The organism is Nocardia xishanensis NBRC 101358, from assembly GCF_001613365.1.
In the GTDB taxonomy this organism is placed as follows: Bacteria; Actinomycetota; Actinomycetes; order Mycobacteriales; family Mycobacteriaceae; genus Nocardia; species Nocardia xishanensis.
In genome coordinates this window covers 65,775-87,369 of record NZ_BDCF01000016.1, presented here as the reverse complement: position 1 = coordinate 87,369, position 21,595 = coordinate 65,775, and the positions used below count along the sequence as shown (strand labels likewise).

Annotated in this window: 16 protein-coding genes; 9 read left to right on the top strand and 7 right to left on the bottom strand. The window is 69.5% G+C overall.

The genetic code is table 11. The annotated features are described in order from the left end of the window. Positions 1-14 precede the first annotated feature (14 nt). The 3 genes from NX1_RS15250 to NX1_RS15240 all read right to left on the bottom strand — a co-directional run bounded on the left by NX1_RS15250 (position 15) and on the right by NX1_RS15240 (position 3,614). Positions 15-614, bottom strand: a complete 600-nt coding sequence (locus NX1_RS15250; RefSeq protein ID WP_068058916.1) for a TetR/AcrR family transcriptional regulator — start codon at positions 612-614, stop codon at positions 15-17. A gap of 308 nt (positions 615-922) precedes the next feature. Continuing rightward, positions 923-2,083 carry a glycoside hydrolase family 3 N-terminal domain-containing protein gene (locus NX1_RS15245; RefSeq protein ID WP_068058914.1) on the bottom strand — a complete coding sequence of 387 codons (1,161 nt, stop codon included), beginning with the start codon at positions 2,081-2,083 and terminating at the stop codon, positions 923-925. A gap of 208 nt (positions 2,084-2,291) precedes the next feature. Next, a complete protein-coding gene (locus NX1_RS15240; protein WP_157119756.1) occupies positions 2,292-3,614 on the bottom strand; it encodes an ADP-ribosylglycohydrolase family protein in 1,323 nt (440 codons plus the stop codon). 130 nt (positions 3,615-3,744) lie between these two features. Between NX1_RS15240 and NX1_RS15235 the strand changes: the two genes are divergently transcribed. From NX1_RS15235 to NX1_RS15225, 4 genes are all read left to right on the top strand, one after another. Then, complete coding sequence (locus tag NX1_RS15235; RefSeq protein ID WP_068058912.1) at positions 3,745-4,230, top strand: universal stress protein; 486 nt, start codon at positions 3,745-3,747, stop codon at positions 4,228-4,230. A 63-nt stretch (positions 4,231-4,293) separates the two neighbouring features. Then, entirely contained in the window at positions 4,294-5,382 is a 1,089-nt protein-coding gene (locus tag NX1_RS15230; RefSeq protein ID WP_068058910.1) for an isochorismate synthase, read from the top strand. 114 nt (positions 5,383-5,496) lie between these two features. Continuing rightward, positions 5,497-5,667, top strand: coding sequence for a DUF2613 domain-containing protein (locus NX1_RS35405; protein WP_084501446.1), 171 nt, complete (start codon positions 5,497-5,499; stop codon positions 5,665-5,667). A gap of 46 nt (positions 5,668-5,713) precedes the next feature. Then, positions 5,714-9,985, top strand: a complete 4,272-nt coding sequence (locus NX1_RS15225; protein ID WP_157119755.1) for an alpha-(1->3)-arabinofuranosyltransferase — start codon at positions 5,714-5,716, stop codon at positions 9,983-9,985. A gap of 437 nt (positions 9,986-10,422) precedes the next feature. Here NX1_RS15225 and NX1_RS15215 read toward each other — a convergent pair whose 3' ends face one another. Beyond that, positions 10,423-11,661: an acyltransferase family protein gene (locus NX1_RS15215; protein WP_084501444.1), complete on the bottom strand. Its 1,239-nt coding sequence runs from the start codon at positions 11,659-11,661 to the stop codon at positions 10,423-10,425. A 204-nt stretch (positions 11,662-11,865) separates the two neighbouring features. On the opposite strand from NX1_RS15215, the gene pgfA reads away from it, so the two are divergent. After that, positions 11,866-13,020 (top strand): cell envelope lipid trafficking protein PgfA, encoded by a 1,155-nt coding sequence (gene pgfA, locus NX1_RS15210; RefSeq protein ID WP_068058906.1) that lies wholly within the window; start codon positions 11,866-11,868, stop codon positions 13,018-13,020. 548 nt (positions 13,021-13,568) lie between these two features. On the opposite strand, the gene NX1_RS15205 is transcribed toward pgfA, so the two are convergent. Beyond that, positions 13,569-14,786 carry a polysaccharide biosynthesis protein gene (locus tag NX1_RS15205; protein ID WP_068058903.1) on the bottom strand — a complete coding sequence of 406 codons (1,218 nt, stop codon included), beginning with the start codon at positions 14,784-14,786 and terminating at the stop codon, positions 13,569-13,571. A gap of 294 nt (positions 14,787-15,080) precedes the next feature. On the opposite strand from NX1_RS15205, the gene NX1_RS15200 reads away from it, so the two are divergent. Then, the gene (locus tag NX1_RS15200; RefSeq protein WP_245668522.1) at positions 15,081-16,919 is read left to right on the top strand and encodes an MmpA family trehalose lipid delivery protein; all 1,839 of its coding nucleotides are present in this window, start codon (positions 15,081-15,083) and stop codon (positions 16,917-16,919) included. Positions 16,920-17,146: 227 nt separating this feature from the next. Here the strand turns inward: NX1_RS15200 and NX1_RS15195 are convergent, their stop codons facing one another. After that, positions 17,147-18,316, bottom strand: coding sequence for a glycosyltransferase family 4 protein (locus NX1_RS15195; RefSeq protein WP_068058901.1), 1,170 nt, complete (start codon positions 18,314-18,316; stop codon positions 17,147-17,149). Positions 18,317-18,568: 252 nt separating this feature from the next. Between NX1_RS15195 and NX1_RS38410 the strand changes: the two genes are divergently transcribed. Next, positions 18,569-18,703 carry a hypothetical protein gene (locus tag NX1_RS38410; protein ID WP_255284318.1) on the top strand — a complete coding sequence of 45 codons (135 nt, stop codon included), beginning with the start codon at positions 18,569-18,571 and terminating at the stop codon, positions 18,701-18,703. Positions 18,704-18,841: 138 nt separating this feature from the next. Beyond that, positions 18,842-19,609 (top strand): class I SAM-dependent methyltransferase, encoded by a 768-nt coding sequence (locus tag NX1_RS15190; protein ID WP_068058899.1) that lies wholly within the window; start codon positions 18,842-18,844, stop codon positions 19,607-19,609. 7 nt (positions 19,610-19,616) lie between these two features. On the opposite strand, the gene NX1_RS15185 is transcribed toward NX1_RS15190, so the two are convergent. Then, the gene (locus NX1_RS15185) at positions 19,617-19,910 is read right to left on the bottom strand and encodes a hypothetical protein (RefSeq protein WP_068058897.1); all 294 of its coding nucleotides are present in this window, start codon (positions 19,908-19,910) and stop codon (positions 19,617-19,619) included. Between the two features lie 239 nt (positions 19,911-20,149). Between NX1_RS15185 and NX1_RS15180 the strand changes: the two genes are divergently transcribed. Then, positions 20,150-21,595 carry an aldehyde dehydrogenase gene (locus NX1_RS15180; RefSeq protein ID WP_068058895.1) on the top strand — a complete coding sequence of 482 codons (1,446 nt, stop codon included), beginning with the start codon at positions 20,150-20,152 and terminating at the stop codon, positions 21,593-21,595.

The window sequence follows — 21,595 nt, the reverse complement described above, 5'->3', positions numbered from 1 at the left end:
AAACGGTGTGCCGGTTACTCCGGCTTCTTGCGACCGGCCAGACCGCGCCAGGCCAGATCGTCGAGCAGGTCGACCGCCTCCGCGACCTCGATGCGCCCGCTGGCGACCCGGTCGGCGATGGCCTCGCCGGCGCCGATGACCGCGACCGCGACGACGTCGAAGTTGGTGCCGGGTTCGGCGTGCTTGGCGCTGGACTCGAGCAGCTTGGCGGTGAGTTCGATGACCCGCTCGCGGGCGTTGTCGATCTCGGAGGCGAAGGCTTGCTGACCGATCGCCTGGCGATAGAGCACCTGCCACGACTTGCGGTTGCGGTCGACGAACCCGAGGAAGCCTTCCAGCGCGGTGCGGACCTGCTCGTGCGGGGTGAGCAGCGGATTGCCCGCCGGCGCGACGGCCTCGATGAAGCGCAAGCCCTCGCGCTGGATGCACGCGCGGAAGAGTTCGTCCTTGGAGCCGTAGTAGAGATACAACATCGGCTTGGAGATCTTCGCCTCGGCGGCGATCGCATCCATCGACGTATCGTGGAAACCCCTGCGTGCGAACACCTCGACCGCGGCGTCGAGCATCTGCTGCTCACGAACCGCCCGAGGAAGTCGCTTCGTTCCGCCCGCCATCCACTCTCCTACCGCATGGTGAATCTCTTATATTACTCCAAGGTAAGTTCCGCCGGACGGATTTGCTCACCAGTCGCCGGTGTCGGCTGTGCGCTCCGGCCCGTGCGCACGCTGGGGGACGGCGTCGCCCGACAGCGACCACTGCGGTGGGCCGAACCGGTCGACATCGCCGGTGGCGGGACCGTCAACGGAAACGCAGCGATACTACGGGGCGCGGCGCGGAACCCGCCTGTACGTCATAAGGGAGGGTCCATCGCCGCCTGCGCTCCGGCACGTACTTCTTCCGGCTGCCGGGTCGTCCGTCCCGCTCAGCAGGTCGGCAGCGCCCCCTTGTACGCACCCATCCGCAGCACCGACCGGTCGACCTGGGCGGCGGGCAGCCTGCCGCTGCCCATCGCGTCCTCCAGCCGGTCCAACACGGTCGGGACGGCGTCGGTGGTGATCCACAGGGCGTTGTCGGCGCCAGCCACCAGGGCGGCCTCAACCGCTTCCTCGATGGTCATCCGGCTGGTGATGGCCGCCATGCCGCCGAGGTCGTCGGTGAAGATCGGGCCGTCGAACGGGGCGGCCCCGTATCCGGTGCCTTCGCGCAGCAGCGACATCGCCTGCGGGCTGATGCTGGCCGGCACGTTCGGTTCGGTCAGGCCGGGCACGTCCAAGTGGCCGACCATGACGGCCGCGCCGGAACCGATCAGGTTGCGATAGGGCACCAGGTCCACCGTCTGGAGCTGATCCAGCGGCGGCGTGCGCACCGCGCCGGTGTGCGAGTCGCCCGATCCGGAGCCGTGGCCCGGGAAGTGCTTCATCACGGTGCCGACGCCCGCCTCGCGCATGGCGCGGATGTACGCGTCGGCGTAGCGGGTGACGACCTCGGGGTCGTCCGAGAAGGAGCGGTCGCCGATGACGCTGTCGTCGGGCTGGCTGCTCACGTCGACGTCGGGGGCGAAGTCGACCGTGATGCCGAGTTCTTTGAGGTCCCGGCCGCGGGTCACGGTGGCGTCGAAGAACTGCTCCGTGGTCATGGTCTGCGCGGTGACGCGGGCCGATGGGGCCGCCCCGATGATGTCGCGGACCCGTGAGACCCGGCCGCCCTCCTCATCGATCGTCACCATCAGCGGCGTCGTCGCCAACGCCTTCACCTCGTCCAGCGCCTGACCGGAAATCAGCGACCGGTCGGTCCAGCCGCCCAGGAAGATGCCGCCGACCTGCTCGTTACGCACCACGTTGGCCGCGTCGCCGCCGCCGGTCACGCCGACGGTCAGCAGCTGCGCGAGCTTCTGCCGGGGGGTGAAACGGGCGAGGTACTCCGCGTTGCAGTCGCGTTTGGGCGGGCTGGTCGGGGACGCGGCCAGCGTCGTTCCTGGCGACTCGGCTTCCGAAGTCGTGGCCGACGTCGGGGTGTCGCCGCCGGAGCAGGCGGTCGCGACCGCGGCGCAGAGTGCGAGCAGGACGAGAGGCGTCTTTCGCATGGGGTCCACGGTAATGCGGGGGTGGGCGGGGGTCGTTGGCGGGGGCGTTGTGGGATTGTTCGCCGAGCGCGGCTGAACTGGGGTTTTCAGTGATTGGGTGGGGTACCCGGCTTACCTCCGGCTGTTGGATGCGGGAGGCTGCGGCTCCGGCGTGCTCGACCGGCTATAGGTGCAGATTCGCTGCGCACACCATGCCAACCGGGCACTCTCACACCAGGATCCGAGTGCGGCGGGCGAGGTCGGAGATGCGCACGCCGTCGTAACCCATTACGGCACTGTGCAGCGTGTCCTGGAAGGGATCGGTCCAGTGGTCGGGGATCCCTCTGGCGCCCAGAAGAATCCCCGCGACCGAGCCGGCGGTGGCGCCGTTGGAATCGGTGTCGGCGCCGCTTTGCACGGTAAGGGCGATGGTGCGGGTGAAATCGCCTGCGCCCCAGAGCAGTCCGGCGGCGACGCGGCAGGCGTTCGGGATGGCGTGGACCCAGTTGTATCCGCCGTGCTTGGTTTCGATGTTGTGCATAGCCTGTTCCCAGGACAACGCGTGTTCGTGGTCCGCGCGCACCTCGGCGAGCGCGACGGCTAGGCGCGATCGGGGTGGGAGCACGGCGTGGGCATCCGCGAGCGCGGCGGGTGCGCCGGGCGCGGTGAATGCGGCGGCGATCAAGGCGGCGGCCCATATCGCGGCGTAAATGCCGTTGCCCGTGTGGGATACGGATGCCTCGCGGGCGGCCAGGGCTGCGGCGCGCTGGGGATTGCCCGGATTGACATAGCCGAAGATGTCGGCGCGGATCATCGCGCCGATCCACTCGCGGTAGGGGTTACGGACCGTTGCCGTGGCGGGCGGACGCAGACCGTCGACGAGATTGCGGTAGGCGACGCGTTCGGCCGTGTAAGTCTGGAGGAAGGGCAGGCGTTCCAGCCACAGGTCCGCCACGTCGTCCGGCACGAAGTTCGGGCCGCGAGATTCCAGTAGGTGCAGTCCGAGCACCGTGTAGTCGATGTCGTCGTCGCGCGGAGCGCCGTCGATGCGGCCGCGCGCCGACACCGGCCAGGTCGGGTTCAACGGAAACGGAGGTGGGAGCACAGCGGGGACGTAGCCGGTCAGCGGATAGGCGCCTGCATCTTCCAGATACGTGCGGATGTGCTCGCGGGTCCACACGAACCCGTTCTCCAGCGGCTTCCCGAGCGTGCAACCGACGCATCGGCCCAGCCAACCACCGTGGATACGGTCCAGGAGTTCGTCATCCGGAACGGAGATGGCGTGCGCTGCGAAATCCGATGTCGCGAAATCGGCCGACTCCGCCTCGTCGAACCCCCACTCCGGATCACGCGGCGCCGACTCGATCTCCTCTACCAGGGCCGAGCACGCCGCCGCGTCGGCCGGGTCGGCGGTCGCCAGCGCACGAACCGCGGACTCGAACCCGCCGACGAGGTGTCCGGATTCGAGACGCTGACGCCATTCGAAGTACAGCAGGGCGCGGGGGTCGGCCTCGTGCCTGCCGTAGAACACCGCCTCGATCGTCGGGTCCATCGCGCTCCCGGTTTTCGCTGCTCAACCGTGCTCTTACGCCCGATTATCCCTGCGCGCCGCACGGGCCGCGTCCCTGCGCGCGAGGGTAACGTCGGTGCCATAGCCAGGAGACTCCGACCAGGAGGTCACCGTGCCCTGCGATCTGATGCTCATCGCCTACGACGGCTCCGAGAACGCCAAGCGCGCCATCGAATACGCCGGCCGGTTTCTCTCCGCGAACCGGGCCGTGGTGCTCACGGCCTGGGAACCCATGGTGCGTCAGGCCGCTCGGCTCTCCGGTTTGTCCGGGGTGATGCAGCCCGAGTGGGTTCCCGACGAGGAGCTCGAGGACATCGCCTACGTCGACGCGCGCAACATCAACACCGAGGGCGTGCGGCTGGCCGAACTCGCGGGCCTGAACGCCGAGCCGCGCACGGCCGAATGCACCTCCACCATCTGGAACGCGATCGTCGAATGCGCCGACGACTTGGACGTGGACATCATCGTCGCGGGCACCCGCGGCGCCAGCGGCATTCGCGCCCTGCTGCACAGCAGTGTGGCCGACGCCGTACTCAAGCACTGTCACCGTCCGGTGCTGATGGTCCCGCCGGGCAGAGCACCGCAGCGCGAATTCTGACCCGGTGATCTCGGTCGCTCAGGCGAGCCCGCGGCGGTCGCGCGGGTCTATGGTCGAGGAATCATGAACGGATTCCTGCTCGCCCAGCCCAATGGTGTGATGCGCGCGACCGGGACCCGAATGACCTTCGACAACGCGGACCGCGCCCGCTCGGCATTGCGGGACGGCGCGGCGGAGATCGTCGTCGGGGCCTTGCCTTTCGACCCGAATCGGCCCGCCGCCCTCACCGCGCCGCAGCGGGCCGAACACACCGCGGGCCCTTGGCGTCCCGCCGCGCTGCCCGAATTGCCCACGGTGCGAGTCGTCACCGAGATACCGAGTCCGGCGGAACACATCGCGCGGGTGACGAAACTGATCGAGCAGATCAACGATCCGGCGCAGCCGCTGCGCAAGGTGGTCGCCGCCCGTTCCGTGCTCGCCGAGGCGGACAGCGAACTCGACCCGGAGCTCGTCGCCGCGCAGCTGCTCACGAGGCACCCGCATGCCAACGTCTACGCCGTCGACCTGACGCCCGCCGGTCGCGCGGGGACACTGATCGGCGCGACGCCCGAGGTGCTCGTCGCGCGGCACGGCGCCACCGTGACGTTGCGTCCGCTCGCGGGCACCTCGCCGCGGCGGGCCGATCCAGACGCGGACGCCGCGCAAGCCGCCGAGCTGCTGACCAGCACGAAGAACCGCGACGAGCACGCGTTCGTCATCGAATGGATCAGGGAGCGGCTGGCGCCGGTCTGCGCCGAACTGACCATCCCGGACGGCCCGCAGCTGATCAACACCCACGACGTGTGGCATCTGGCCACGCCGATCACCGGCACCGTGCGCGATCCAGCGACCACCGCGCTCGATTTGGCGCTGCTGCTGCACCCCACACCCGCGGTCTGCGGCACGCCCACCGCGCTTGCCCTCGACACCATCAACCACGTCGAGGAGGATCGCGGCTTCTACGGCGGTGCGGTCGGCTGGTGCGACGCGCGCGGCGACGGCGAATGGGTGGTCGCGATCCGGTGCGCGGAACTGTCGGCGGACCGACGCGCGCTGCGCGCCTTCGCGGGCGGCGGCATCGTCGCGGCGTCCGAACCGCGGGCGGAACTGGACGAAACGACGGCCAAGCTGCGCACCTTCCTCGGCGGCTTGCGGTGCGCGGTGCCGGAGTAGCGGAGACCACGCGGAAATTGTGAGACGCCCGATTGTCACCTTGCTCACCCTGTGGGCGCGCCATGCGGTAGGTTGACCCGGAATGTGCCTGACCCGATGTATTGGAGAGCCGCGATGAAGTTTGCTGTTCCTGGTGTTGCGAGTGCGGTCGCCGGTGCCGTGCTCGGCGCGATCGCGGTGTTCGTCATCACCGCGGCGGTGCAGCAGAACACGCGCCCCGAAATCGACCGCAGCGGCGATGCGGATTCCTCGCTGCTGAACAACGTTGAGTACGGCAGCCGCTGAGCCGCTGACTGCCGCTTCATCCGCCGACTCGCTCGGCTCCTCCGGTGTGGCCTCGGACTCGTCCGAGGCCGCGCCGCTCGGTAGACGATGGTTCGCCGCGACGGTTGTCGTTGCGTTCCTGCTGACCTTCCTGCAGGCGCCCGGACAGACGGTCGCCGACACGAAGTACGACCTGGCGCAGAATCCGCTGGGTTTTCTCGACCGCGCCGCGCATCTCTGGAGCAGCCAGGCCCCGATGGGCCAGGTGCAGAACCAGGCGTACGGGTACTTCTTCCCGCACGGCGCGTTCTTCTCAGCCGGAGATCTGCTCGGCTTGCCCGCCTGGGTGACGCAGCGGATCTGGTGGGCGCTGCTGCTGCTCGCCGGGTTCTGGGGCATCGTCCGGCTCTGCGAGGCGCTCGCCCTCGGCAGTCGCGGGTCCCGGATCGTCGCGGCGGTCGCGTACACGCTGTCCCCGCGCGTGCTCACCACGCTCGGCTCGATCTCCTCGGAGACCTTGCCGATGGTGCTCGCGCCCTGGGTCTTGCTCGCGCCCGCCGCCCTCGGCGCCGCCTACCGCCGTCACAAGCGCGGCGGCGCCGCCTCACCCGCGGGCAGCGCGCTCGCGCTCGCGTTGATGGGCGCGGTGAACGCCGTTGCCACGGTCGCCGCGTTCCTGCCCGCCCTGCTGTGGTGGGCTTCTTACAAGCCGAACAAGCGCTGGTGGCGTTTCACGGCGGCCTGGATTCCGCTGCTCGTGCTCGCCACGTTCTGGTGGGCGGTGCCGCTGCTGCTGCTCGGCAAGGTGAGCCCGCCGTTCCTGGACTACATCGAATCCTCCGGGGTGACCACCCAGTGGGCCTCGCTGGCCGAGGTGCTGCGCGGCACCGATAGCTGGACCCCGTTCGTCTCGCCGGAACGCATCGCGGGCGCGGTCCTGGTGACCCAGCCCGCCGCGGTGCTCGCCACCGGCTTGCTCGCGGCGGCGGGCATGGCGGGGCTCGCCATGCGGTCGATGCCGTACCGCGGGCGGCTGGCGCTGATCCTGCTGGTCGGATTGGTCGGGATCTGCGCGGGTTATGTCGGCGAGCTCAGCGGGCCGTTCGCGGACTTGGTGCGGATCTTCCTCGATTCGGGCGGCGCGCCGCTGCGCAACGTGCACAAGCTAGAGCCGTTGATCCGGATTCCGCTGATGCTGGGCTTGGCGCATCTGCTGGCTCGGGTGCCGCTGCCCGCCTCGTCGCCGCTGCCGATGTGGCGCAGTGCGTTCGCCCATCCGGAACGCGATCGGATGGTCGCGGTCGCCGGGTTGATCCTGACCGCGATCGCGCTCTCCACCTCGCTGGCCTGGACCGGCAAGCTGGCCCCGCGCGGCTCCTACGACGAGGTGCCCGCCTACTGGCAGCAGACCGCGGACTGGTTGGCCGAGCACGCGGCCGACACCCGCGCGCTGGTGGTGCCCGGCGCGCCCTTCGGCAGCCAGGTCTGGGGACTGACCCGTGACGAGCCGCTGCAAGCGCTGGCGAGCACGCCGTGGGCGGTGCGCGACGCCGTGCCGCTGAACCCGCCTGGCACCATCCGCGCGATGGACTCGGTGCAGCGGCTCATCGCGGACGGCCGCCCGTCTGCCGGATTGGCCACGACCCTCGCCGACCAGGGCGTCGGAATCCTGGTGCTGCGCAACGATCTCGACCCCGAGACCTCGCGGTCGACCAGGCCGCTGCTCGCGCACCGGGCGATCGAGGGGTCTCCCGGCCTGATGAAGGTGGCCGAATTCGGGGCGCCGATCGAGACGAACGTCATCGCCGAGGACCTGGTCGCCGACGGTGACCTGCGACCGGCGTATCCGGCCGTCCAGATCTACCGGGTCGAACCGCGCCCGCCCGCAGACGGGGTCGAAATCCGTTCCGGCACGGGCGCTCCCGAATCTTTCCCGGGCGCGTACACGGTTCCGCTCGATGCCGTCCCGATGGTGCAGGGCGGGCCGGAAGTGCTCGAGCGGCTGGACCGCGACGGCGCGCCGCCGCACCCGACGCTGTTCGCGGCCGACGCCGCCCGCGCCGGTCTGCCGGTCGGACCGGTCACCGTCACCGATACGCCGATGGACAGGGAGGCCGATTTCGGCCGGGTCGACAACCACAATTCGGCGCTGCGCACTGCCGACGACGCTCGCCGCACGCACAATCTGGTGCCGGATTACCCGGTGCCGGGTGCGGAACCGGTGCGGGGCGAATGGTCCGGCGCGACGGTGACGGCGTCCAGTTCGGCCGCCGACGCCACCCAGCTCGGCGGCGCGGCTCCCGGCAGCTCGACCGCCGCGGTGGTGGACGGCGATCCCTCGACTGCGTGGATCAGCAACGGCACGGAACGCGCTGTGGGCCAATGGCTCCGGCTGGATCTCGACCGTCCGATCAAGTCGGGCCTGTTGCGGTTGACCACCAGTTCGGCGGCGATCGGCGATCCCGTGAAATGGGTCGAGGTGCGCACCGCGCATGGAAGCGTCTCGGCGCGGATCATCGAACCGGGCGAGTCGGTGTCGATCTCGCTGCCCGCGGGCAGCACCGACTGGCTGACCATCACCGCCATCCGCACCGAGGGCGGCTCCGCCGGAGGACAATTCGGCATCAGCGAACTGACCCTCGACGATTACAGCGTGCGCGACGCTCCGGTGCGAGTGGATATCCGCCACCTCACGGTGCTGCCTGCCACGCCCGACGGCGCACAGGTGACGGCCTGGGATCTCGGCCAGGAATTCCCGGGGCGCAGTGCCTGTTTCGACGCGCCCGACCGGGTTCGATGCAGCAAAGGACTGGCGCTGGCTCCCGAGGAGCCCGGTCTCTTCGAACGCACCATCGACTCTCCCGAACCCATGACGGTCGCGCCCGAACTCACCGTGCGCACCAGGCAAGGCCCCGCCCTCGAGGCGCTGCTCACCGACGACAGCAGGCCGGTGGCGCGCGGCAAGGCCGACGTCGGCGATCTGCGCGGCTCCGCGTTCGCGGCGACCGACGGCGATATGCGCACCAGCTGGACGGCGCCGGAAGATTCGGTGCGCAACACCACCGGACCCAAACCGACGCTCACCATCGAACTGCCCGAACCCGCGTTGGTGAACGGACTCGACATCGCCGCGTCGCTCGGCGGGCTGCCCGCGGCTCCCCTTTCGGTGTCGGTGAACCTCGGCAACGGTCCGCAGGTACGTGAGCTCGACGACCGTGTACCCGGCGAAGCGGCGCGAATCCCCTTGCACCCGACGGTCACCGACCGCATCGAACTCAGCGTGCAGAGCTGGAAACCGGTGCTGGACAAGACCGCACTCGGCTTCGCCATGAGCCAACCGCCGGGCATCGCCGAGGTCACCGTGCTCGGGCCCGACTATCCCGAGCAGGCCGGGTTGGACCGTGAGGTCACCGTGCCGTGCGAACTCGGCCCGACGGTCACCATCGGTGGACGGACCGTGCGCACGTCGGTGACGGCGACCGTCGCGGAATTACGTTCCAGCGCACCCGTTCCCGCGCGCGTGTGCGATGGAGAGGACGGGACCCTCTCCGTGCCGGACGGCCGGGCGGATGTGGTCGTGGCGCCCACCGAATTGTTCTCCGTCGACCGGCTGCGCTTGGACCGCACTGACTTCGAGCCCACCGCTCCTGCCACGGACCTTCGGCTGCTGGTACTCCCGCTGAGCACGAACGTCGGCTGGGAGGCGCACACCGCCGACGGGCGCTCGCTCGAGCCCATCGTGGTGGACGGATGGCAGCAGGCGTGGTTGCTACCCGCGGACGCCCAAGGGCCGATCACCATCTCGTTCCCGGTCGATCGGTGGTATCGCCTCGGCATTTTCGGCGGGTTGCTGCTGCTCGTGCCGTTGGTATTGCTCGCGATACCGCGGCGGAAACGCAGGCGTGTTCGCGGTGGTGGGCCCGGTGGGTCGGCCGGTTCCGAAGCCGGTGCGGATTCTCCTGGCGCGAGACGGGCCGAGTCGTCCCTGGCTGGCGCACCCGCGGGTGATTTCGCCACGGACACCCCGCCACGCCCTTGGCGAAGCCGCGTCTTGGGCACGCTCGGCCTCACCGCTGCCGCGACGATCATCGCCGGACCTGTCGGCACCGCGCTGACGGTGGCCGGGCTTGCCGCAACGCATTTCGCCGGACGCGAGACCGCGCGGTACCTCGCCGCAATAGCGGGCCTAGGCACCGCTATCTCGGCCGCGGCCCTGTCCACCGGACCATGGCGTGCACCCGACGGGTATATGGGCCACTCACTTTGGGTGCAGTTGCCTGCGCTTATCGCGGTGATCGCGGTCGGCCTCGCGGCGTTGCCCTCGCGTCGGCGGGGATGAGCTTGCGCCGCAAAGCCTTTGGCGCTGTCGGTGCAAGCTGTCGGGATCGCGGCGGGCGAGTCCGAGACGGCCGCCTCGAGTTCGCTCCGGATGTGTAGGCGGAGCCCATCGTCGAAGACGGCTGAGGCCCCTCCATCCTCCGATGGTTGGGGCGTCTTCGTCAGTCCGCACTTTCGAGTTAACGATCCATGTCGAGCAAGTGGTGGCCTGGTTCGTGGAGAGCATGGACAGCCAGCCAGCGCAGTGAGCAAAGCGCTCGCTCGGGATACATATAGACGAGCTCGCAATCCCAGTCGTCAGGGTCCGACCGGTCGAGTACTTTGGCGAACAGCAGTGCCATGTCGCCGAGTTGCCTTGCGACGTCTTCGGGTCGATCCGGACCCGGCAGGCCAGCGGCGACCATATGTCGGGGCGGTTCGGCGGCGAAGACTCTTTCCTCAGCCGACTCGAGTCGCTCCCACCCCCTCCGGATTCGGCGCTCCCGGCAGACCGGGCTCCGGCTCCGCGACCGCCGCGACCTTCCGCTCGCTCTTCCTGCGGTCCATTCGCCGCGCCAGCTTCCGCGCCGGCTCCTCGACCAACGCGTAGCTGGCTGCCGCTACGGGCAGGGTGATGGCGACGGTCAATATGAGGACGTGGACGAAGTTCCCTTGGAACGGCAGGATGCCGAACACCGGGAAGACGATCGACAGCACCGCGAGATGCCAGAGGAAGATGCCGTAGGACCAGCGGCCGAGGGTTGCCGCGGCCGAGGATTCCAGCCAGCGGTGCTTCCGGTCGCCGAGCACCAGCGGTGCGAGCAGGCCGAAGCCGACGATCGCGCCGAGTGCCATCTTGGCGGCGTACTGCCACGGCTCGGCGCGGGTGAGTCCGGCGGGACCGCCGAAATCGGTGGACGAGAGAAGGAAGGCGATCAGCGCGACGGTCCACATCAACAGCTGGTTGCCCGCGATACGCCGCCAGAGTGATAGCGGATGCACATCATCGACGAGTTCGGCGAGCAATATTCCCGCCGCGAACCACGGCAGATAAGCGGGCAGCCAGTTGTCGGCGTGGATCGCGTCCGGAGTCGGCACCGGGAGGAAATTCCAACTCAGGCTCACCAACGCCAGCCCGAGCACCGCCGGGACCCGCCAGCGCGCCGATTTCCCGCGCAGCCGGACCACGGCGAGCGCCAGCACCGGCAGCACAAGATAGAACGCCACTTCGACCGAAAGGCTCCACATCTGAGTGAGACCGTCGGTCAGCGTCAGCGGCACGAAGACTTGGAGCAGCGCCAGGTTGGACGCCCACACCCGCAGGCCCGCGGTGTCGGACGCGCCGGGCAGCAGCACCAGTACGGCACAGACCACCATCCAGTAGGCGGGGAGGATGCGCGCGGCGCGATGTCGCAGGTAGTTGCCGGTCGGCGGCGCGGTTCCGAGACCGCGCGCCGCCTGGGCGTGCGGGCGCCACAGCAGGAATCCGGAGAGCGCGAAGAAGACCGCGACGGCCATGTCGAAGCGTTCCCAGATCCGGCCGAGCACCGGCGTGCTCGTCGCTCCGGTCTGGAACGCGACATGGGTGAGCAGAACGCCGAGCGCCGCCATTCCGCGCATGCCTTCCAGCGCGGGCACGAAACCGCGCGACCGCGCCGAAGTAGTGGCCGCGGTATCGGCGGCGAGAGTGGCGGTCATCGCGCTCCAGTCTGCCAGACCAATTTTTCAGGTGAGACCTACACGTTTCACTTTTCGCGCTAAACTCGGGCGATTTCTGGTCGGATTCCGGCCTCGGCACGGCATGGTACGCCAAAGGACTGTTAGTGTCGGGGCTCACGAGTGCCGCGGGCTGCCCGCAGTACTAGCCGGACCGACCTGTGTTCTACGACGAGGAGTGTTTGCATGGCACTAAGTGCCGGTACCAGAAGGACGGTGGCCTGCCTGCTCGTAGGTCTCGGCGCGTTGCTTATCGTGATGGCGCTGTTGATCCCGACCTACACCGTCGACAAACTGGCCAAGACTCCTCTCGATCTCGAGATCACCACCATCGCGAACAGTCAGCCGGGCTCGGAGAGCCTGGTTCTCGACTCCAAGTCGCTGACCGCGCCCGAGGGTTCGGCCAAGGTGGACACCAACGTTCCGCTGATCTCGCAGCGGTTCGTCACGGTCGAAGAGCCTTCCGACGCCACGGAGATGACGATCCAGGCCGGTCAGACCCTGCGGCGCATCGACAAGCAGGGCGACACCGGCCTGCTCACCGCGCTCGTCGACCGGGTCACCATCGACCGCAAGACCGGCATGCCGGTCGACAAGGACCCGAACGGGTCGATCGCGGTCTCGGTCAACAAGGAAGGCGAGAGCATCGCCGACCCCGTGCATCGCAACGGCCTGCAGTACCGTTTCCCGATCGGCACCGAGAAGAAGACCTACCCGTACTTCGACGTCAACGCGCGAAAGACCTTCGACATGAACTTCGTCGAAGAGACCGAGATCAACAGCATGAAGGTCTACCACTTCCAGCAGACGATCCCGGTCACCAACCTGTGGGACGTCGTACAGGCGCCGACCAACCGCCTGTCGCTGCCCGCCGCCAAGTGGGGCCTCGAGGGTGAGGAGCCGGTCACCATGACCCGCTTCTATACCAACATCCGCGACGTGTGGGTGGAGCCGCAGACCGGCACCGTGATCAAGGGCGGCGAGCAGCTCCACCTCTACTACGCGCGCAGCGGCGACAAGCCGGACGTCACCGCGCTGAAGTCGAACATCGTCTTCGACGAGAACACCATCGAATCGCAGATCTCGGTGGCTCAGGAGAACATCGACAAGCTCGCGCTGTACGGCCGCATCATGCCGATCGTGCTCGGCGTGCTCGGCGTGATCCTGGCGATCGTCGGCGTGATCCTCGGTATCCGCGGCGGCAGCACGCCCGCCCCGGCCCGTCCGGCGCGCGGCGGCAACCTGCCCCCGAGCGGTGCGGCCACCCCGCCGCGCAGCCCGGCTCCGCGCGGTACGGACGACGCTCCGACCGAGCAGATCAACGTGAAGAAGAACCTCTAGGCGCTAGCGGTTCCTGAACGACGGCTCCCCGGCCATTCGGTCGGGGAGCCGTTGTCGTTCGCGGGGACCCCGTGCGGATTGCGGTCCGCAGCCTCCGCGTCGTCGCGCCCAATCCGTCGCGGGCCGGGGGATGATCCACAGCGTCCGCCAGTCGCGCCAATCCGCCGGGTTGGCCAGTCACGCTCGATCCGCGCAGGTTGGGGTCCGGAGCCTCGCCCAGTCGGCGTAAATCCGCCAGTCGTCATCCGCGCGGGTCAGGGTCCGGAGCCTCCGCCCAATCGCGTCAATTCGCCGCGGGTCTGGATCCGGAGCCTCTGCCGGTTGCGCCCAATCGGCCGGGAATCCCGGTCCGCAGTCTCCACCCAGTCGCACCGAATCCGCGCAGACTAGGGTCCGGAGCTTCGGCCGGTCACGTCGATCCGCCGGGGTTGGGATCTAGAGCCTCCGCCAGTCGCGCCCAATCGGCCCGCGGGTCCGGGTTCGCAGCCTCCACCCAGGCGCACCGGATCCGAGCAGGTCAGGGTCCACAGCCCGCCGCCTGGTCACGCTCACTCCGTCGAATGCTGCGGTTCGGCGGGTTCGGTGTGGTCGGCGGTGCGTAGGACGACGGCCGCGACCAGGATCGTGGTGGCGGCTGCGACGGAGACCGCGGTGGTGATGAGAGCAGAGACCGAACGGGCGAACGAGACCATGAGGGTGACTTCGACGGCGAGACCGATCCAGGTGACGGCGGCCAACGCGGTGCGGTCCACCGCGATCGCGGAGAGCACGGCGCCTTGGAGCACCGCGAGAATCGCGCCGTGCAGGGCGAACAACCAGAGCAGGTCTTGGATCGGCGCGTAGTCCTGGCCTGCGAGCACCGGCGCGATGGGCGCGGCGAGTGCGGCGCAGACGACCGCGACGATGCCGATGGCGGACAGCACCGCGAGGGCGTCGCGGATGGCGCGCGCCGAGTGGGTCGGCTGAGCCATCCGCGGATAGAGGACGACGCCCACCGCCTGCGGCAACCAGAAAGCGATCTTGGCGGCGATGGCGCCGAGGGCGTAGCGGCTGGCGTCGACCTCGTCGAGGACCATCCGCACCACGATCAGGTCGGCCGACGACAACGCCATCAGCGCGGCCTGCACCTGCGCCGCGCGCAGCACCGGCAGGACACCGACGGTGTGTCCGCCGGATTCGCCCTCCGGCGCGGGCCTACCGGCCAGAAGACGCGCGAAGACCGCCGCCGCGACCAGTCCGAGCGCCGCCGCCCACAGCGCCGCCCCCGCCCCGCCGCCGAGCGCGAGCACGACCAACGCGGGCGCCACCCGCGCCACACCGGCCGAGCCGAGGACCACCGCCAGCTCGCGGAACCGCCGACCGCCCTGCAGAATCCCCTGCTCACCGGACAGCAGGACCAGCGCGGGCGCGGCGCACAGCGCTCCGGCACAGGCGAGCACGCCGACGTTCAACGCGACCGTCACGACCGGAACGAGCACGGCCGCCACCACCGCGACGATCAGCGCGCACCGCCACTGCAACCCGCGCAGCGCCGCCACGTCGGCCCCGCGCACCCGCTCGCGCGCGACCACGTTCTGCAACGCCAGCGCAGGCACCGCGCACAGCAGCTGCACCGCGAGCAGGCTCGCGAACTCGCTGTACCCCGTGACGCCGAGCCAGCGCCCGGCCAATAGCTGCAGCAGATATCCGGCCACGTTGGCGGTCATCGCCCCGGCCGTCACCAACGTCAGATCCGCCACCACAGGAGGACGACGAACCACAGACATCCCGCAATCGTCCCACTCAATCCGAAACACCCGCGCGCGGCCCTGGTCAGAGAGCTCCCGTGGTCGCTGGAGTGCGCCCAAATGCCGCGATCGGAGCGTTCGGATGTGCTGTGCGATCGACAGCGCGGTGGACCGCCCCGCGATCGGCACGAGGTCGACCGGATCGTCGCGCGAGCCCGCTATCCGAACATCGGCACGCTCCGGCCCGTAGGGTTCTCATCCGTGAGTGACGGCGGTGCGGGTCTGCGGGCGCGGGTGGTCGCGGGCGCGTACAGCGCGGTGCTCGTCACGGTGATGGTCGGTCCGCTGCTCGGTCCCGGGTATCTACTGTTGCGGGACGCGGTGAGCACGCCGCGCTCGTATCTCACCGGCTCGGCGCTCGGGCTCGGGGACTCCGCGCCGCGGGCCGTGCCGCAGGACGCGCTGCTCGCGGCGGTGTCGCCGCTGGTGGACGGCGGACTGATGGTGAAGGCCATTCTCGTGCTCGCGCTGTGGGCGAGCGGGTACGGCGCCGCTGCGCTGGTGCGCGAGTTGTTACGCGCGCCGCTCGCCGCGCAGCTCGTCGCGGTGACGGTCGCGCTGTGGAATCCGTACGTCGCCGAACGGCTGCTCCAAGGACACTGGAGCCTGCTCGCCGGCTACGCCGCGCTGCCTTGGACGGCGCTCACCGCCTACCGTCTACGGGGGTCCTCACATACCTCCGACACGGCTCACACAGGCACCGACCGTGTGAGATCTGTGTGGGAATCGAGGGCCCGGCGCGCTTCGAAGTCGGACGAGGGCGGGGACGGCTCGCAGCAGGCGGCGACTCGGCGACCCAACAGGGAAACGCTGGGTGCTTGGGCGGCGCTCGCGGGATGTTTCGCCGCGGCGGGCCTGACGCCGACCGGCGCGCTCCTCGCGGGTATCACCGCCGCGGTGACGGTCCGCCGCCGACAGCTGCCAGGAACCCTCGCGCTGCTGGTGGCGGCGTCGGCTCCCTGGCTGACCGCGACGCTGCTTTCGGGCGCAGGAGCGGAGCCATCGGACCCCGCGGGCATCCCCGCGTTCGCCGCGCGCGCCGAGCCCGGTCTCGGCACGCTGGGTTCGCTTGCCGGGCTCGGCGGCATCTGGAACGCCGACGCGGTGCCCGATTCGCGCACCACGCCGCTGGCCTTGCTCGCCACGCTCCTGCTGCTCGCGATCGTCGTCTCCGGCATCCGCCCGGTCGCCACGGCGGCGACCGGCGGGCGTGAGAGCCTGCGCGTCCGTCGCGCCCTGCTCGCGCTGGCCGCGGCAGCTGTCGTGCTGCCCGCGCTCGCCGCCACCGGCTGGGGCATGGAGGCGATGGAGTGGCTGGTGGTGAACGTGCCGGGCGCGGGCCTGCTCCGCGACACCCAGAAGTACGTCGCGCTCGCGGCGCCCGCCTACGCGCTGTGCGCCGCCGCCGGATGCGGCGCGCTCGCCTCCCTCTTCCGCCGAACATCGACTGCCGCAACGAAATCCACCGAAGCAACCGCCACGGCATTGGCCGCAACGGCGTTCATCGCATTCCTCGTTCTCCCGCTGTTCGATCTCGCGTGGGGTGCCGGCGGCGAGATGCGCGCGGTCCGCTACCCGCCGGGCTGGCGACACGTCGCCGAAAGCATCGACGCCCAAGGCGATATCGCGGTCCTGCCCGCGGGCATGTTCCGCAGATTCCCGTACAGCGGCACAGCCGCGGTGCTCGACCCCGCACCGCGCATGCTGCCCAACGACGTGCTGCAAACAGGCGAGCTCCCCGTCCGCGGGCGCACGGTTTCCGGCGAAGGAACCCGCGCCCGAGAAGTGGAAAAGCTTCTGCTCCAAGGCGGTTCGCCGCAGGACTTGTCACACCTCGGCGTCGAATGGATCCTGGTCGAACGCACCACCCCCGGCCCGCTCGGCGAATCGAAAACCACACTCGCCCAACTCGAGCCGGTCTACTCCGACAACGATCTCGCGCTGTACCGAGTCCCGGGCCATGACCCCACCGTCGCGGTACAGCACCACCGCTGGCTCGCGATCACCGCCCACCTCCTCTGGGCCATGCTGCTGATCGGCGGCCCGGCGCTCGCGGTGGCAGCGCGACGCCTTTCCGGTATCCAAAATCGTCCATCTGCGGCCGAAAACTGAGAAAGCGCGGCAAGTTCCGCCGATGCGCAACAGCGCAGACAGCCCGGAGACGCGCTCAGCGGCTGGACAAGGTGCGCGGGCGGCCCTGTTGATCACCGGCGGCGGCGATCAGCTCATCAGGCCGGCTCGACGGCAGCATCGAAACGACCACCGCCGAATTGGCCGCCGAGAGCCCGCATGTGCGGCAACGCCAGTCGCGGCGGTAGCGAGAGCCGAACGCCGCTAGATCAATCCGCAGGCGCGGCGACCAAACCCGATACGTGCTCCCCGCGCGACACCGCCGCGAGCACCTCGTAAACGCCGTTGCCGGTCTGCTCCCAGGAGAACTCTCGCGCCCTCGCGCGCGCCTTCTCCCCCATCACGCCGCGCGCGGCGGAGTCCTCCAAGAGGTCGCCGACGGCGGCGGTGAGCTGGGTGACGTCGTCGACGAGCAAACCGGTGACGTCGTCGACGATCGAGTCGGTGAGACCGCGTGAGCTGCGGTAGCCGACGGTCGGCACGCCGTGCTGGGCGGCCTCGATGACGGCCAGCCCCCAGCCCTCCTTGCGCGAGGGCAGCACGTGCACCCAGGCGCGGGCGAGCAGTTCGTGCTTGCGGCGTTCGTCGACGTGCCCGTGGAAGGTGACGGCGTCGGCGATGGCCAGCTCGCGGGCGGTGGCCTGGAGGTTCTCGGCCCACCACCCGCCGCCGACGACGTCGAGGCGCAGGCCGGGGATCCGGTCGCGCAGCTGGGCGACCGCGGTGAGCGCGTCTTCGATCTGCTTGTGCGGCACGAGCCGGGACAGCACGACGATGCGCGGCTCGGACGTGCGGGTCGTCGCCGCGCCGGTGGGAGCGTCGACGGGCACGGGCTCGGCGCCGTTGCGGACGACCGCGATGCGCGAGCGATCCACGCCGAGGGTGGCCAGCTCCTCCGCCGAGGGCAGCGACACGGTCAGGTATTGGTTCTCGCGATGCACGCGCGGGGACAACCGCGATTCGATCCACCAGCCGATCCGGCCGATCAGCCGGCCCGCGACCGGCCACTGCTCCCGGTGCCCGTGGTGCACGAGCACCACCGAGGGCGCGTCGGTCGCGGTGGCCGCGAAGAACGGGATGCCGTTCTGGGTGTCGATCACCGCATCGGGCCGCACGCCACGCAGCGGTCCGATGCCGAGCCTGCCGAGGGCTATGGCGGCGAGAGCCCGCGGGTAGACGGTGTAGCGTCCGCCGCCGCGGCTGATGTCGATGCCGTCGACGTGTTCCCGTTTCGGCGCACCCGGGTAGCGAGCGGTGCGCAGCGTGACCTTGACCCCACGTGCGGCGAGCTGTGCGCCGACCTGTTCCAGGTACCGCTCACTGCCGCCGCCCTGCGGGTGCCCGGTGTCACGCCAGCAGAGCAGGAGGACTTCGCGCACGGTGGAGCTTCTCTCGGTCGGTAGGTCCCGGCGGGGGGACACGGATGGTCGGGCTACACAGTAATAGACGGGGCCCCCCGTCAAGTGCCCTAGCGCACATCCTGGCACGTCGCCGTCGAATCGCAGGGTTTTTCAGGCAATTATCTGAAACGTCCACATTTCACAGCTGAATCTGGATACCCTCCCGGCAGCCCCGATTTTCCGGGGCAGGCCGGCCGAAGGCAGGCCGGCCATCACGATGAGGAGAACACCATGAAAATGGCACGGACGAGGACCGGAGGTGGCACCGGAAACGGCGGCGACCTGGACGGCCTGCTCGGCATGATCCTTGCGCTGATCACATCGTCGACCTCGACCGGAAGCGGCGCGAGCAGCGGCGTCGGCTGAGCCGACCAGAAGCGGCGGTCCGGTGCGCGCGGCGCCGGACCGCTTTCGCGTGGACCAACCGCGCCCGTGAGCTCCAGCGGCCGGCCTGCGGGCCGGTGACCGGCCTGTGCGAAACTCGGCGCCGTGCTGAGAGCCGAAATGACGTCTTCCGACGCGCCCCGCTTCGCGCGACGCGCGACGCTGCGCCGGTCACTGCGACTACTCGGCAGCTTTCGTTTCGAACAGTCCGATCCCGCGCGCTTCTACGGCGGCCTCGCCACCGACACCGCGGAGATGATCGGCGACTTCTACGCCGACATCGCCGGAGCCGGCCTCGCGGGAACGACGATTCTGGACGTCGGCGGCGGTCCCGGCTATTTCGCCGACGAATTCGCCAAGACCGGAGCGCGTTACATTCCCGTCGAACCCGACCCCTCGGAGATGCACGCCGCAGGACTGTCCGTGCCGGGGGCCGTGCGCGGCTCGGGCATGGCGCTGCCGTTCCGCGACGACGCCGTCGACATCTGCTTCTCCTCGAACGTCGCCGAACATGTGCCGCAGCCGTGGGCCATGGCCGACGAAATGGTCAGAGTGACCCGCCCCGGCGGACTGATCGTGCTGTCCTACACGGTGTGGCACGGACCGTTCGGCGGACACGAGACCGGACCGTGGCACTACCTCGGCGGCGAGTACGCCGCCCGCCGGTATCGCCGCAAGTACGGCAAGGAACCGAAGAACCGGTACGGCACGTCACTGTTCGCGGTCCGCGCTTCCGAGGGATTGCGTTGGGCGGCAACTACTTCGGCCGACGTGCACACCGTCTTCCCGCGCTACCACCCGCGCTGGGCGTGGTGGTTGGTGCGCGTTCCCGCGGTGCGCGAACTCGCCGTGAGCAACCTGGTGGTCGTCGCGACGAAATCCGCCTGAGCGAACGCTATTTCGCGAGCCAGCCCCGGCGCCAGCGGCTCCCGCAGGACGCGTCCCGCTCCCACGGCGATTCCTGAATGGCCAGACCCACCGTCTCCAGGGTGGTCAATCCGACTTGATCGGCCAGGATTCCGACGACGGCGACCGCCTCCGCGGCCTGCATCGCCGCCGTGGCCTGCTCGATCGTCAGCGTGCGCCCCGGTAGGAACGACACCACCCAGCCACCCGCGCCGACGCTCTTCGCCTGATGTTCGGTCTGATCGCTGGTCATCAACGACCGGCCGATCACTTGCACCGCCATGACTCGTTCACCCCAATTACGGTCTCTGATCAATGCTGTTCGGCCGCCTGGTTCGGCCGGAAACGCGGGAGGGAGCTGATGAGTAGCTACAGCATCCACGGTCCAGCAACAGAACGCAATAGTGCGTTCTCGGAAAAAGCGAACCGACGGGTTGGAATCCGACCTGGTCAGACGCTTGCCAGAGGATAAAACTGAAACAGGTTACAGACAAATGGGCGGCAAAACTGTAACGTGTTCCCATGCATTACGACAGCTTGTTCATCGGCGGCCGCTGGACCGCGCCAGCGGGCACCGAGCGCCTTCAGGTCATCTCACCGGCAACGGTCGAGCCGGTGGGCAGCGTCCCCGTGGTGGAGCGGGCCGACGTCGACGCCGCCGTCGCCGCCGCGCGGCACGCCTTCGACCACGGGCCGTGGCCCGCGACCCCGCCGCTCGAACGCGCCGCGGTGCTCACCAGGGCCGCGCGCCTGATCGAGCAACGATCGGCCGACCTGCTCGCGACGCTCACCGCGGAGATGGGCGCGCCGCAGATGATCGCCATGACCCTCAACCAGATACCGGCCACCGCCGCACTGGACGCGTATGCCGCACTCGCGCAGACGTTTCCGTGGCAGGAGACGCGCGTCGGCGGGTTCGGCACCACGCGGGTCACGCGCGAACCGCGCGGCGTGGTCGCCGCCATCACCGCGTGGAACGTGCCACTGTTCCTCGCGGTCAACAAGCTCGCCCCGGCTCTGCTCGCCGGCTGCACGGTGGTGCTCAAGCCCGCGCCGCTCACCCCGCTGACAGCCAACATGGTCGCCGACATCTTCACCGAGGCCGGCCTGCCCGAGGGCGTGCTCTCGGTGCTGCCCGCCGACGCCGATGTCGCCGAATACCTGGTCTCGCACCCCGGCGTCGACAAGCTCACCTTCACCGGCAGCACCGCCGTCGGACGCAAGATCGGCGCCATCGCCACCGGGCAACTCAAGAGCGTCTCGCTCGAACTCGGCGGCAAGTCCGCGGCAATCCTGTTGCCGGACATGGATCTCGCGGCGAGCATTCCGCTGCTGGCCTTCTCCGGCCTGATGAACAGCGGACAGGGTTGCGTCGCGCAAACCAGGATCCTCGCGCCGCGCAGCCGCTACGACGAGATCCTCGACGCGCTCGTCGAACACGTGCGCACGCAGAAGACCGGCGATCCCACCGATCCCGCCGTCCAGTTCGGCCCGCTCATCTCCGAACGCCAGCGCGAACGCGTCGAGGGCTATATCGCCAAGGGCAAGGCGGAGGGCGCTCGGCTGGTGCTCGGCGGCGGGCGGCCCGCCGACCTGGACCGCGGCTGGTTCGTCGAACCGACGATCTTCGCCGACGTCGACAACAAGTCGACCATCGCGCAGGAGGAGATCTTCGGCCCCGTGCTCTCGGTGATCCCCTACGAGACCGAAGACGAGGCGGTGGCCATCGCCAACGATTCGGCCTACGGCCTGGCGGGCTCGGTCTGGACGACCGATATCGAACACGGCGCGCAGATCGCGGCACGGGTGCGCACCGGGACCTACGCGATCAACTGGTACGCCTTCGATCCGACGTCGCCGTTCGGCGGCTACAAGGCCTCCGGGCTCGGCCGCGAGAACGGCCCCGAGGGTCTCGACTCGTTCTGCGAGCAGAAGTCGCTGCTGATGCCGCTCGGCTGGACCGGCTAG